This is a genomic window from Paenibacillus sp. Soil750 (assembly GCF_001428045.1).
GTDB classification, from domain to species: Bacteria; Bacillota; Bacilli; order Paenibacillales; family NBRC-103111; genus Paenibacillus_E; species Paenibacillus_E allorhizoplanae.
The window spans coordinates 1-14,236 of record NZ_LMSD01000025.1; the positions used below are offsets into that span (position 1 = coordinate 1).

The 14,236-nt window shown below is 40.6% G+C and carries 10 protein-coding genes and 1 pseudogene; 4 read left to right on the top strand and 7 right to left on the bottom strand.

Annotated features, from left to right (window positions below; all coding sequences use genetic code 11):
* Positions 1-225: 225 nt before the first annotated feature.
* The 4 genes from ASL11_RS23070 to ASL11_RS23085 form a co-directional block, all read right to left on the bottom strand.
* Positions 226-1,707 (bottom strand): glycoside hydrolase family 68 protein, encoded by a 1,482-nt coding sequence (locus tag ASL11_RS23070; protein WP_056620318.1) that lies wholly within the window; start codon positions 1,705-1,707, stop codon positions 226-228.
* Between the two features lie 208 nt (positions 1,708-1,915).
* Positions 1,916-3,196, bottom strand: a complete 1,281-nt coding sequence (locus ASL11_RS23075) for an ABC transporter substrate-binding protein (protein ID WP_056620319.1) — start codon at positions 3,194-3,196, stop codon at positions 1,916-1,918.
* A complete protein-coding gene (locus ASL11_RS23080) occupies positions 3,193-4,413 on the bottom strand; it encodes a response regulator transcription factor (protein WP_063795673.1) in 1,221 nt (406 codons plus the stop codon). Before ASL11_RS23080 ends, ASL11_RS23075 begins: the two co-directional genes overlap by 4 nt.
* A 4-nt stretch (positions 4,414-4,417) precedes the next feature.
* Entirely contained in the window at positions 4,418-6,199 is a 1,782-nt protein-coding gene (locus ASL11_RS23085) for a cache domain-containing sensor histidine kinase (RefSeq protein ID WP_056620320.1), read from the bottom strand.
* 776 nt (positions 6,200-6,975) lie between these two features.
* Here ASL11_RS23085 and ASL11_RS23095 point away from each other — a divergent pair.
* From ASL11_RS23095 to ASL11_RS23105, 3 genes are read left to right on the top strand one after another with little or no spacing between them, the layout of a single operon-like run.
* Entirely contained in the window at positions 6,976-8,442 is a 1,467-nt protein-coding gene (locus tag ASL11_RS23095) for a spore germination protein (protein WP_056620322.1), read from the top strand.
* 26 nt (positions 8,443-8,468) lie between these two features.
* Complete coding sequence (locus ASL11_RS23100) at positions 8,469-9,536, top strand: Ger(x)C family spore germination protein (protein WP_056620323.1); 1,068 nt, start codon at positions 8,469-8,471, stop codon at positions 9,534-9,536.
* Between the two features lies 1 nt (position 9,537).
* Complete coding sequence (locus ASL11_RS23105) at positions 9,538-10,626, top strand: GerAB/ArcD/ProY family transporter (RefSeq protein ID WP_268796223.1); 1,089 nt, start codon at positions 9,538-9,540, stop codon at positions 10,624-10,626.
* 283 nt (positions 10,627-10,909) lie between these two features.
* Here ASL11_RS23105 and ASL11_RS35970 read toward each other — a convergent pair.
* The 3 genes and pseudogenes from ASL11_RS35970 to ASL11_RS23110 form a co-directional block, all read right to left on the bottom strand.
* Positions 10,910-11,172 (bottom strand): annotated as a pseudogene (locus tag ASL11_RS35970) (cell wall hydrolase); the annotation flags it as partial.
* A gap of 108 nt (positions 11,173-11,280) precedes the next feature.
* The gene (locus ASL11_RS36645; RefSeq protein ID WP_157257017.1) at positions 11,281-11,445 is read right to left on the bottom strand and encodes a hypothetical protein; all 165 of its coding nucleotides are present in this window, start codon (positions 11,443-11,445) and stop codon (positions 11,281-11,283) included.
* A gap of 84 nt (positions 11,446-11,529) precedes the next feature.
* Positions 11,530-12,108 carry a DJ-1/PfpI family protein gene (locus ASL11_RS23110; protein ID WP_056620325.1) on the bottom strand — a complete coding sequence of 193 codons (579 nt, stop codon included), beginning with the start codon at positions 12,106-12,108 and terminating at the stop codon, positions 11,530-11,532.
* A gap of 387 nt (positions 12,109-12,495) precedes the next feature.
* Here ASL11_RS23110 and ASL11_RS23115 point away from each other — a divergent pair, with 387 nt between their 5' ends.
* Positions 12,496-13,407 carry a LysR family transcriptional regulator gene (locus ASL11_RS23115; RefSeq protein WP_056620326.1) on the top strand — a complete coding sequence of 304 codons (912 nt, stop codon included), beginning with the start codon at positions 12,496-12,498 and terminating at the stop codon, positions 13,405-13,407.
* Positions 13,408-14,236: the final 829 nt, after the last annotated feature.

The following is a 14,236-nucleotide window of genomic DNA, read 5'->3' on the forward strand; positions in this document are numbered from 1 at the left end:
TGGCTTCGTTCTTCTTATTGCTTTCTGAATAATGTACCACTAACCCTATCGTCATCAAAATAATGAAACAAATCATAACTACACCTGTTCGTTTTGCTGCTTTCTTATAATTTATTGTATCGTTCAAGCTGACACCTCCTCTCTTGCTGCTGCTTAATCCTTTTTACAAAAAAGAAAACGCCGATTTACATCGGCATTTTCTTTTGCTTTATTGTGGATACTTCATTATTTTTTGTTTATCGACTTCGTGTCAATCGTTAATTGCCCTTGTGCAAGGATACTATCTTTGACAACCGAAGTCTTCGAACCATTAATGTTCAGCAAGAAACTCGGCGCAAAGGTAGATTTGTGGTCTGCATAGAAACCTCTGTTGGTCATGTAACTTGTGATAACCACATTTTTACCGTCAGCTTGCGGTACTGCAAAGTGAGAATAAGTCCAAGTAAGATCTTTAGGATCAAGATTCATGTTTAATACAAGTCCGCTGTCATTTAACGGTTTGTATGTTCCCGTTAAGGAATCGGACACATAACCTAACATGTATACATCATTCGCGCCGATTCCATCAATCGTCATTTTGGAACCCCTGGAATCTGTGAACAAATACCATTTGCCATTCATTTTAAATACGTTGGCACGTTCGATTTCATCTGTTACAGTATTCGATGCAATTAACGGTTTCATGACTTTTTTCAACGTATAATCATCGTTCAATTCAATAATACCCAATGCGCCATTCGCTAACTCAGCAGCACGTTTTTTAGGACCTTGCAGCAATTTATTTTTTTCATCTTGGAAGAATTGCTTCTTTCCACCGTAGAAAGCTTTATTGAAGAGCGATGCCTCTCCTTGGTAACCAACTTCCGTTCCTGTGTTGGCTTCGAAAACAAGGTATTTATGACCTTTGTCTTCCACATAGTGAGGGTCTCTTAATGTATGATTATCTGAATAGTTCTCCGCTTCGATTCCTTGCATAACGTTTTGATAGATTTTGCCGTCTCCGCCATCAAAAATCGATTTCAGATCCTGAACGCCATCAATTTTCAGCGTACTTTTATCTGGTTGAGATACATTGACTTGGGCCGTTGTTAAAGTTTGTTTACCATAGAACCCGTGATTGGGGTCCCAACCCTGACGATCTGTATAGAATAAGCGAACTTTTCCATCCGATGTTAAGGTTGCGGAGCCTGACCATTCTTCTGCTTGATATTTGAGAAAAGGATCGTTAGGAACGAATTTATCGCTATCCTTAAATACTCTGCCAGCATTTTTCCAGCTATCAATGGAAGTATCACCTACTTTTTGATAAAACATGTAGACAAATGTGTCCCATCCTCTTTTAGGGTCTCCTGCTAAAGCAAAAACGATATTGTAGCCATTATAATTTGCTACTGTTCCATCAGCATTTTGCAGCGGCCAGCTATCCCAAACATCGATATCGATCAAGTTGCCCTGCTCATCATAACCTTTTGCCGAAGAAAGATTTTTTATTGTTGATGCATCGAATTGAGGCGCTTGAAATTGTGCACTCTTTTGTTGTTCAGGTATTTTCAGCATGTCAGAGCGTGTAATATGGGAAAAACCATAATTTTCATTGTAATCCATAGTGTCTTTCTCTTTCGCAAATGCTTGAGCACCACCCCCTACCAGCATTGCTGTCGTCAAGCTTACTGTTGTTGCTCGTTTAACCAATTTTTTGATGTTCATTACCTTACAACTCCTTTTTCTATGTTTTTTCTCTCCACAATTACTAGTTTAAGGCAAAGGAAAAGTTAAGAACATGTCGTACATTGATAGATTTACAGGCTTATATTGATTCTTGCAGACGGGAATACTCGATTCCCAACACAAAATAACCCTTACCGCCTTGATACTAAGTATCAGAGGCGAAAGGGTTATGAATCTAAAAAGTCAATTATTTTTGCTCAGCTTTTTCCCAGGATTTCTGGAGCTCCTGCAGCAATTGATCGCGGTTAAGCTGTTTGCCTACATAAGCTTGCATTTCATAGCCGAACTCATCTTTTGCCCGCGAAGAAAATTTAAACCAGTACCAGGACAACGTTTTCTTCTCCTTTGTGTAACGAATAATATCGTCCACGAGTGGTCCTGAACGGTCCGTCTCTATATTTTTAAACGCAGAAATAAAATGGAATTGGTCCTTCATAAACGTTTTGCCTTGTTCCGATGAAACCATCCAGTTTAAGAATTTCTTGGCTTCTCTCTTTTTCTCCGGTGAAGATTCTTTATTTACAACCCAGTTATTGGATACGCCCACCGGCAAGGCATCGTTTCTGGCATCATCATTAATCGGAATGGGCAAAAAACCGATACTCATATATGGCGTTATTTGATCAATCTTTGCTTGAGCCCAATTTCCTTGTTTCAGGATCGCCGCTTTGCCGGTAGCAAACAAAGCAACTTCGGCATTATAGTCGGTCGTCAGATAATCTTTATTTCCATATTGAACGGTCAAATCGAGCATGCGAGTCAGATCTTCGAACTTTTTATTCCCTTCGATGGATTGCGTCCCGTCGTTCAATGCTCGAATAAAAGCGTCTGGGTCATCCTGCTGGGCAAAAGCAATATTCAACATGAGAATGAAAAACCAACTATCTGAATATCCGACTGCAAAAGGGGTAATACCAGCGGAATGCAGCTTTTCCGCCGCTGCCTTTAATTCAGAGAGCGTTTTTGGCAGTGTGTCGATACCAGCCTTTGTGAATAAATCCTTATTATAGATAAAGCCGTAGCCTTCCAAATTTACAGGCATCCCATAAATTTTCCCGTCCATCTTCATCGGCTCAAGTGCCTCATCAACTATATTTTTCACCCACGGCTGATCGGATAAATCCTCCAGATACCTTTTCCATGCCTTCGCTTCTTCGTAACCGCCGTTAGGGAAGATATCGGGACCTTTATTTGCTGCAAATCTTGCTTTCAATTCTGCAAGGTAATTTGCCCCTCCGCCAAAGGTTAAAATATCCAGTTTAACATTCGGATTTTCCTTCTCGTATTCCTTTGCCATCTGCTCGAACTCCGTGGAAATTTCCACTTTGGGATTAAGCACCTCCAAAGTGATGTTCTGATTAGCACGCTTTGTATCCACTTCTTTTACCGAACGATTGTCCCCCCCGCATGCAGAAAGCAATAGAGTAAGCAATCCGGCTAAAATGTACGGATAAACCTTGATTATCATGATTCCCCCTCGTTACATTTACAACTTTTATGAAGCAATCCCAATTCCGTTATTCCCCGTTTTCCCTCCTCATTCCGATATTCAAGAGGCGTCATGCCAACAATTCGTTTAAACAATTTCGAAAAGTAAGTTTCATCCTGGTACCCGAGCTTTAATGCAATCGAGTACATTTTCTCGTCCGTTTGGCTTAACCACTGTTTGGCTTGTTTTATTCTTAATTGAGTAACGTAGTTGGAGAGGGTCATCCCTATTTCTTGCTTGAATCGTCGCGAAATATGTTCGCGGCTCAGAAAGAACCGGGTTGACAGTTTGTCCAAACTTAACTCTTGCATATAATGTTCATTTACAAAAGTAACAATATCATGCATACGCCTGGCATCATCCAAATCCGTCAAACGATGTATGGATCTGAAGTTTTGCTCAGCCAATGCCCTTTGGGCAGATTGAAAAGATTGCGGGAGTTCTGTAAGCGAAGTCATTGGTTCGCCGCTAACCAAACGAACAGGAATATCAATGTGTTGGGTAATCCATTCCTCTATCGGGAAGAATTGGCCGTGAACAGAAAGTATCACACAAACATTAGGGTCGTTCTGAAGAGCATAGGCATTTCCCCATTCTCGAGTAACCAGCTCATCCGTCAAATGCTGGAGGTAGGGATCCAAATGATGGGTTTGGTAAAAATAAATTAAAGTAAGATCGTATGCGTCCGCTTGCGGAAGAGACATGGCTATTTCGTCGGAATCAAACAGTTCCCCGTTACATGCCGCGGTAACTCCCCTGTTTAAGAGAAGCTTCTTGGCCTCTTCATAGACGCCTGTCTCTACATTGCTGCGTTCTTCCTCTTCTTTTTTCCAGGTTTCTACCGCTCCCGCAAGTGCTTCATTTAGCATTTCATTTTCGATAGGCTTCAACAAATAATCGTAGCTGCCGTGCTTAATCGCTTTACGCATGAAGGAATAGTCGTCAAACCCTGTAATCAAAATCACTTTTCCTGGATAGGAATTGGCATCCAACCACTCGATCAACTCAATCCCGTTCTTTTTGGGCATTTTCACGTCTGTCATGATGATTTCCGGACTTTCCAGATCAATCAACGCTTGTGCCTCTTCACCATTTCTGGCTTCCAAAATATCGGTAATCCCATGTTTCTGCCACTGTCCCATAAAGCGAATAATTTTCCTTACATTGGTCTCATCATCGACGATAAGAGCTTTCATTACGTCATTCCTCCTTTAGATAGAATGGAATCACCAGCTTCACGGAAAACCCTTGTCCCTGCATCGAATCAAGTAGGATTCCTGCTGTCGGATCATAATTAAGAACCAAGCGGTCATGAATGTTTTTCAAGCCGATATGCTGGGGCGAGTAGTTTCCTTCGTAAGCCGGCGTGTAGATTTTATTTTTTAATGCCGCCAGCTCATCACTCGTCATACTGCGGCCGTTATTTTCCACAACCAGATTCAAATATTCACCTCGCACTTCACCGTAAATACGCAAATGGGCTTGTTCGAACCCCTCTTCATAACAGTGTTTAAAGAAGTTTTCAACGAGCGGCTGCAAAATCATACTCGGAACTGAAATATCAAGAATGTCCTCGGGTATGTCGATGGAATAGCTAAAATCAGTTTGAAAACGCTCCTCTTGAAGGTTCAAATACGCTCTTACATAATCCACTTCACTCCGAACTGTGGCCTGTTGATCCACACGAATGGCGTACCGCATCATTTTGGATAAGGAGACTACCAATTGGTATACTCGCGGAGATTCGCTAAATAGGGCAACCGCACCAATGGATTGGAGAGAGTTGTATAAAAAGTGAGGATTAATCTGGGACTTTAGCGCCCTATGCTGGTTCTTCCTGTTCTCAATCTCCAGCTTGTACTCACGGTCGATGTGACGATTGATCCGGCTCATCATTTCCTTGATATGCTTCTCCAGATTGCCGATTTCATCCTCCCTCTTATCGTCAAAAGGAGCATTCATGTTCCCTCCTTCAATGCTCAGCACTTTTCGGCTAAGCAGCTTGATCGGACGAGTAATTTTGTATGATATGATGGCTATCATGATTACGCCCAGAACTCCCACGATGACACCGACGATGATGTTCGTGTAGGCGGTTTTCCTCACGTCACTAAATAAGAATTTGCTTGAGGTTATCTTAACAAAGTGCCATTGATTTAACGGTTCCGACAACGTTCTGGAAAAGATAATATCGCCATTCGAAAACAGAGCGCCTGCAGCCGACTGATTGATTTTCTTTTTTAGTTCTGCCGGAACGGCCTTGCCAATCATGGCTTCATCACTTGCATAGATGACATGACCTTCCGAATCGGATAGCAAAACGGATTCTTTATTTTTTTGAATAAAATGATTAGATATGCGAGCAAATTTGTCCAAATTGATGTCTATCGTGATGATACCGAGAAATTCTTTCGAAAGTGCGTCCAAAATTTTGTGATGAATCGTCAAAACCATCGTTTTATCCGATGGGGGAATAATTGCTGTATCGTTATAATTTTCAATTTGATGAGGCGGTTCGATTAAAAAGTTTGAATCAGACTTTATTAGCTTCTGAATAGAAGCTTGTTTCAATAAATCCGGCTGCCGCTTACGGGCACTTATCATCGCATTATAAACCGTAAATGAGTTTTTTCCTTCCTCGATGTATAACCGAACCTGCCTAATTTCGTTCCTCATCAGATAAAAGGTTGTCATGCCTTTATAGATTTCAAGCTGGTTGAGATATAGGGAACTTTCGAAGCCTTTTTCGAAAATCATGAACAAATCGGGATTTCGGTATAAAATATACGGAAGATTAACGATGTCATCAAAGTATTGCTCCAGGTCTTCGGACGCCTGCCCAATTTGCTCGCGGCTGTTCTCAAGCTCATGCTGTTCCACATTCTCTCTCGTTTGCCGATAAATCAACAGCATGGACAGAAAATACGGAAGGATAATAAACAAAAGCAGCATGATTAATAAACGGCTTTGAATGGTTTTCACGAAAAATACTCCTTTATTAATAATCGCCTTGCTATTATTCTAACCTTAGCAATGTGATTTCTTTCACAAATATCAGTAAAGAATTCGGTCTTTGAAGATAAAATCAGTCCGTAGTACTGTTTCAAGTGCATTTCAAAGGGTATGTTCAAAGGAACAACTGTCCCTGTATAGAAGGAAAAAAGCCTTCTGCTGGAGGCCGCACTTCAGCCGTACGGCGTATCTCCCGTCTTTGACCAGCTGTGCGATCACTTTCGCATCTTTAATGTCATTCTTTGTTGGAGAATTGTCATCTAATTCTTTACTTTTTTTCACGTGCAGTGGATCTGTCGCTGGCCAGCAACTGGGATCCATAAACATCATACCAAGGAGTCTTTTTATTTCTCAAATCTCGTAATTCCTCATAATAGGAATGCTGCCCGATAACGTAATGGAGGTTGCCGATTATACTGGCAGCCTCCCATTGGTGTGTTTATTGAACAAACTTTCTCCGTTAGCTCAATGATGCTCTTCGATATCACCTTGAAAAATTGAGTAATGTGCCGGATTCTTTTCAGAATAAGTAATAACTCTCCAGAATCTTTTCCCCACAACTCAACAAAATAGAAGTAGTTAAGGGGTAAGCCTTATTTTCTAAGCCTTTCACATCGTCGGGATAGATTCTGAAAGGAACTCCCACGGTATGTATCTCGGTTACGAAAAAGGTTATAAAGAGTGCATAATTTTCCATCTAAATCAGCAACATAAGAACAAAGCTATAACAGGGCGGTATTCGAAAAATGGAAAATATTCTAGTTTTGTTACAAGCAGCTTCCAAGTCGGATGATTTTATGCAATCCGATATGACGATCCGACATATGCTTCTACATTTGTCGTTTTACAATTCCATTATTAATCACGAAATGCTGCATCGGGATCTATTCACCGCTATTCAATACTCAAACGCAGAAATCCATGATTTAAACGATCTGAAAAATGTCATCCCCATTGAAGGTATCAAATTTTCATCAAACCTAAGTGAGATTTCACTCAGTCTTCTTCATGGTTTCATCTATATACAATTGGATACCAATCTAAATGAAGGCTTATTAATTAATATTGCCGATGTAGAAAAGGGCTATCGCAAAAATAACTTATCCGAAAACGAATATAGCGTAATCGGTCCGCAAGTGGCTTTCGTCGAAGATCTCGATACCAATTTGAATTTACTGCGAAAAGAAATTATCTCAGATAAGCTGGTTTTTGAGGAACAAATCAAAGGTTCTATTTCCAAAGCAAGAGTCGTCATCGCCTATATGGATGGGATCGTTAATCCTCAGCATCTAAACACAGTAAGACAAAGACTCATGGATTTGGACTTTGACGTGATCTTTGATACCTCTACACTCGCTCAAATTATGTCCGACAACTCCAATACACCGTTCCCTTTAATTATGTCGACCGAACGGGTGGATCGAATGAAGTTTAACCTTATTAATGGGCATGTTGCTGTTTTAAGCAGTGGTTCCCCTTATGTCATATCAGGACCGACCACCATGTTTGATTTTTTTTACTCGCCAGAAGACTTTTATTTGCCATGGGTCCTGGGGTCATTTTTTAGACTCATTCGTTATGTGGGGGTCACATTTTCCATTTTTGCATCGCCCATATACGTTTCCGTCATTACCTTTCATTATTCAGTCGTTCCAAGAGCGCTGTTAGGTCCAATTATCGAATCAAGAACAAACGTACCCTTCCCTCCTTTTTTGGAAGTACTCTTTATGGAGATAACCGTTGAGCTGTTACGCGAGGCTGGAGCCAGGCTTCCCACTAAAGTAGGTCAAACGCTAGGGATCGTGGGTGGTGTCGTTCTAGGCGAAGCAGCAGTTCAAGCCGGCTTAACGAGCAATAACTTAATTATTATAGTTTCGCTTTCCGCGCTAGCGTCTTTCGCAACGCCGATTTTCAAAATGGCCAACACGATACGCTTCCTCAGATTTCCTATGATCTTCTTGTCAGCCGCATGGGGCGGCTTGGGGATAATGATTGGAGTAATGTTCCTATTGGGTCATCTGCTGCGTTTGAAATCTTTCGGTGCCCCTTACCTTGTTCCGGTATTCCCTTTTCGAGCCAAAGGGTTTAAAGAATTTTTACGCCTTCCCTATAGCCTGACATGGAATCGACCTGGTTTTTTACGTCCACGCTTTGCTAGAAGATATACCGTCCGAAAGCATAAAGATATCGGTGACGATTACAATAATGAATAAACTTCGCAGTAAAGGAACTAGCATGAATGAAAATGTATGTAAGCATTCTTCTCGTTTGCTTCCTTTTATCCGGGTGTGCAAAACGAGATATTATAGATCAGATTAAAATTGTGCAGTGCCTCGGTTTTGACGTCCAAGGAGATACATTTAAGACAAGCGCCTCTTACGCTTCATATCAAAAGAAAGAACGTTTGCGATTGATGATCGCAGAAGCGCAAACATTTTCCGGAATTTGGATCCCTCACAATAAGCAATCGGATGAACACATCGTAAGCGGACAAGTAAGGTCACTCGTTATTAGTGAAAAGTTTGCAAGAAAAAGCATTCAAGATCTAGCCAGCAGTCTTCTTCGAGATCCTGTTATGAGTAATAACGCTACTATCGTTATAACCAAACAAGAGGTAAGCACAATTATGTCTGAAACCTTAAAAAATCCCCCATTCTATCTGTCAGATCAAATCAATCAAAACATGAAAAATGGGAATACACCTTTGACAAATGCGCATTTGTTGCTTGATCAATATTATGGAGAAGGTCAAGATGTATATTTACCTCTACTGGATCAAGACAAAAATGGCCTATTTCGCTTGGATGGGGTTGGTGTATTTAAAGAAGACAAATTACGCCTTTTACTGAACGATAAAGAAGCCCTCATGCTGAAACTCCTAAAGGATAAATCGAAAACGATGACCGGCGCCTACGAATTTTTGGGAAGAGAAAATAAACCGATTTATTTTAAGATATTGCATGGAAAAGGAAGTATATCGCATGAGCAGAATGACTCTGTAGTTATTTCCTTGAAACTACATATACAACTTAGAGAACTTCCAAAAACAATAAGCTCTGTCAGTAAAAGCGATTTACTTGAACTTAAACATGACATCGAACAACATTTTACAAGCGAAATTAGTGACATGTTGAAAAAATTCCAAATAAATGCTGTTGACCCAATTGGTTTTGGTGAGATATACAGAAGCAAGAATAGAAATTGGAACGAGCTAGAATATAAAAATAAAACGTACCCTAATATCAAATTTGAAGTGAATTCAGAGATTAATATTTCTCACTCGGGAGTTGGCATTGGTGCAGAATAGCGTGAAGGAGAATTACTTGATTTCAGGATTTTTCGTGTTTTTCTTGATCTTTGCTACACAGTCTGGCATTGGAGGTCTAGGTTCTTCAAATATCGTGTTTACATACGCGGGTCAAGATGCCTGGATCTCCGTGTTCATCATGGGTTTAAGCCTTCATTTAATTATCTGGATGATGTTTAAGATGCTGGGTAATCCCGCTAAGGACATCATTGACTTGCACCAAATGATTTTCGGGCGTTTCTTGGGCAATGCCTTCTCGTTACTAATGATCGGATATTACTTCATCTCAGCCTTATATGTCTTCCTAACTTATATTGACATTGTACAGGTATGGGTATTTCCGACCATAAGAACTTGGGAATTGGCCGCCTTATTCATTTGTTTGATTTATTATCTTGTTTCCGGAGGATTCAGGGTTTTAACCGGATTTGCTTTGTTCTCTACGGTAACTGCCTTCCTATTATTACCCCTGATTTATTTCCCGATTGAATTTGGAAACCTCAATTATTTAATGCCAGTATGGAATCATTCCGCTCCTGAGCTGCTCAAGGCTTCTAAAGCTTCTTGCGGCATCTTTATTGGTTTCGAAGCGCTTCTCGTTTACTTTCCTTTTATTAAAGCAGTTGAAAAGCAAGCGAAATGGGCTCATTTAGGCTTGTTAAGTAATACTCTTCAATTCGTTGTATTAAACATTTCCATCCTGCTGTTTTACAGTCAGGGCCTGCTAAAAAACACGCTCTATCCCCTTTTAGGCATAACCAAAATTATTCAGTTTCAATTCATGGAAAGAATCGAATTTATATTTATTATTTGTTGGCTTATCATGTTTATTTCATCAGTTTGCATTTCAATCTGGAGTTGCACGAGAATTTTGAAGAGAGTCACGAATCTCAAACCCCGAATATCCTTAATCTTGATATTAACGATATTCTTCATAGTTGTTGTTCAATTCAACGAAAAATTGAAGATTGATGCGCTAGGAAACTTCACTATTAATATTGGAATTTATTTTGTTTTCACCTACATACCATTACTTTTTATTCTTTACTTAATCCGTAATAAAAGAAAAGCTAAGTTGAATGTAGTTTAATTCCTTTAACTAGAAAACAGCGCCTATACGTCTCGAACTTTCGACGCGCAGGCGCTGTATTTTTTGAGCCATTATGCTGTCCCGTCCTATATCGACTAAGACATCTCGTAAGTAGTGTCCCCTAAACAACAAAATCGGTCTTGTTGAACGGCCACGATCGCTGAGAATTGATAGAACGGACTGTTAATTTCAATACATCTTTGCCTACTCCTTTATTGACAACGAAAATATATGTGCGGACCCCGCGGGGTTAAGAGATCATGAGCTCTTCACGTTTATAAATTTAAAAAGTATTATATACATTTTCACATTCTTTCGCCGTCGGTTCATAGAAACAGCCCTTCTTCCATCGTCCTACGAGCGGCTGATTATACCAAGTTGGCGGACATGGTCCGGGATTTTCGAACGTTCCTGGACGGAAATACCATAGGGAGAATTTACCTGGCCAATTCCGCTCCCCATTCACGGCCCGTTGCGCCAGACGGCGTTCCCTCTCTCTTGCGTTTTGATAGTACAAACCATGTGCAATGCTTCGAACGCATGCGTGTGCGATAATAAATTGCCTCATCCCACCACGCTCTACTGCCCTTTAGTTCAACGAATAGCAGCTAATCATTTTAATCGGCTGCCGCGGTATTCATATTTATCTAACTTTTACCGAGGGAGTGTAACGCGGCTACCGTTCCACGCCGGCGTGTTATTTAGCTCCTCTATATCCATCCATGTCTTAGCGCGGTCCGTCGGGAATGTCATAATATTATTATCGATTTCAGGAATGTTCTTGTCACCCGACATCGTTGGACAAGAACATATATCCATACCCCTTATATCCATACCCAACCGCAATTTAAAAATAAGAATAACCGCCGATTGGCGGTTACTCTTAAAACCTTAATTTCATAATTACAAAGCAATCTCAAGCCCCTTGCCGACAGGCTGAACCGTCTCCAGAACACGCTGGGTCATTTCATTCCCCATCAAAGAATCAATCACCCAAGCGGACAAATCTTGTCCGGCCAAACACCCGGCGGCCGTGCTGATGTTACCGATATTTACAAAGCTCTCGTTAACGACCTCTACGCCAAACGCGGCTAACTGTCCGGCCGCAGTCGGATAAGTGGTAGCCCTCTTTCCTGTCAAATAACCCAAAGTTCCCAAGAACAAAGCTCCCGAACACATGGATCCGATCAATTGCCGATCCGGAGAAAGTTGCAATCGGCTTAGATAAGCCGGGTCCTTGAACAAGGGTTGCACCCCTCTTCCGCTTGCGAACAGGACGGCATCCAATGTATTCGCCTCCTCAACCATCCCATGCATGGGGATTCTTAATCCCGCCATAGATACATGCGAAGATGCGGTCCCCAGCAGCTTTACTTCCCAATCGGTGATACCACCGACCAATCGCACTCTATTCAACAAATCCCAAGGCAGGAACACATCAAGATCCGTAAAATCATCAAAGCAAATGATAGCTATTTTCATTTGTAAACAGCCCCTCTCACCTTTTTTTTGGGAAACGATACCAATTCCCTAGTTTAGCGCATCTTTACGAGTTTACTATTCTTAATTATTTTCTTTTTTTATAACAAAATTTCTATATAATTATCAGATGCTTCAAAACAATAAGGAAAACGGAGGATTTTTAAATGCTTACTGTTTTAAAAGAAAAGAAAAAACCTATGAACTACGCGACTTTTAAAATTTTTTCATGATTGCCGGCTTCATCTATTAACCTCCATTCCCAAGAAAACCAAACTGTGCTTTTGTTGATGATTACTTTACTACAGTTAAATTGATAAGAAAAAGACATATATGTTATTGTAGCAATATGATTTACTTATATCTTGAGAATTAGGTGATCTCGGAAATATGGAGTTTAGACAATTAACTTACTTCGTTGAAGTCGCGAGATTGAACAATTTTACACGAGCGGCTGAACGGCTGAAAGTCGCCCAACCGGCGCTCTCGCAGCAAATCAGAAACCTGGAACGAGAACTTAGTGTAAGGCTGTTTAACCGCTCTGCCCGCGGTGTAGCGCTTACTGAGGCAGGAAAGATATTTTTTATTGGTGCAGAAAAAACATTAGCTGAGGCGGAACGGGCCAAAGATTCCGCCAAAGGATTCAATAACCAGCTAAGAGGGAAGGTAACTGTAGGTGCGCTAGAATCCGTAGTGCAAACCAGACTACCGCGAATGCTGGCAACCTTCGGGATTGAGTATCCGGGGATTAAAGTATTTATAAGGGAGAATACAACCAGATCGCTTCTTGAGGCACTTAAGAAGGGCGAATTGGATCTCGCTCTTGCACATGAATGGGATGATAAATATTTTCCACAGTTGGAAGATTCAAATCCTCCGTCTGGAATTTGTGCGAAATCGCTGTATAATGACGAGTTAGTTCTTGCCGTTGCTAAGGGTCATCCATTGGAGAAACATAAAGCGGTTTCTATCCGGGAATTAAGGGAAGAATCGTTTGTATCTTTTAAAGAGGGATCGAGATTACGCTCACTTGTATATGCGGCGTGCATCAGAGAGGGTTTTGAGCCAATCATTACCTACGAATGCGCTTCTCCGCGGATACTGGTGGCAGAAGGCCTCGGGATTTCGATACTCCCTAGGCTGATGGCAGAGACGCCAGGGCCATCTATTTCGATTATCCCACTGGACCTTCCTCTATCTCGTTCGGTGGCCGTCTTTTCCTTCGAGGGACGTTATCTCTCGCCGGCAGCCGATATTTTTATGCGTTATGCAGAAAAGTATCTAGGTACGGGTATTCCATGAGGGGATAGACTCACACTCTCATCAACACTCCCGCACTTTCCCCAACAAATTTTTTATGGTAAGGTTCACCTTAACGGTCATAACGGCGAAAAAGGCGAAGGAGCTACCTCGGCGGCTCCCTTTTAGTTGCTATACTTATTACGCTATTGTCTCCCGTTAGCTTAAAGGTTTATTGAGTTATCGTCTCTTATTAACAACAGGGTTTACTGCTTAAATGGAAGTATATGTTCATACTTTTCTATATTTAAATCTTGAAAATAATCCTATTAAGAGAATACTAGCTGAAAATAATACGCCAAGAAAATATAAACTTAAATTATCAAATTTAACTGCGTATCCGATCCTAGAGGTTTGAATTAACGGAAAATTTTCCATATTGTCCAAGTACAGATGAATTACAATTAACGAGAAAAAAGAAAACAGAGTGCCACTTACGATGGATATTATGAATATTCTTCCAATATTCCCTGCCTTTAATCTTTGGTAAAACATAGAAGGCATAATCAAAACGATTGGGAGAGCACACCAAAAGTAATAAAGAACTGCACCAATATATGGGTTGCTAAAATTATTAGAAAATATAGCGGATCCAATAAAAAATGATAGAATGAACGATATTAATACTGAGAAACAGCTTAAAAATAAAACAAAAATTGTAACTTTAATGAATTTACTTTTTTCAATACCCATTGCTTTTCACCTCCTGATACCTTGTTAATTCCATGATCAAAAAGTCTTGTAAGTGATAGCTGCTCAAAGAAAATACTTCATATTCCTTACTGACCCCCAGATTACCCAACAATGAGCGCAACGGCTGTGTTTATGGTGA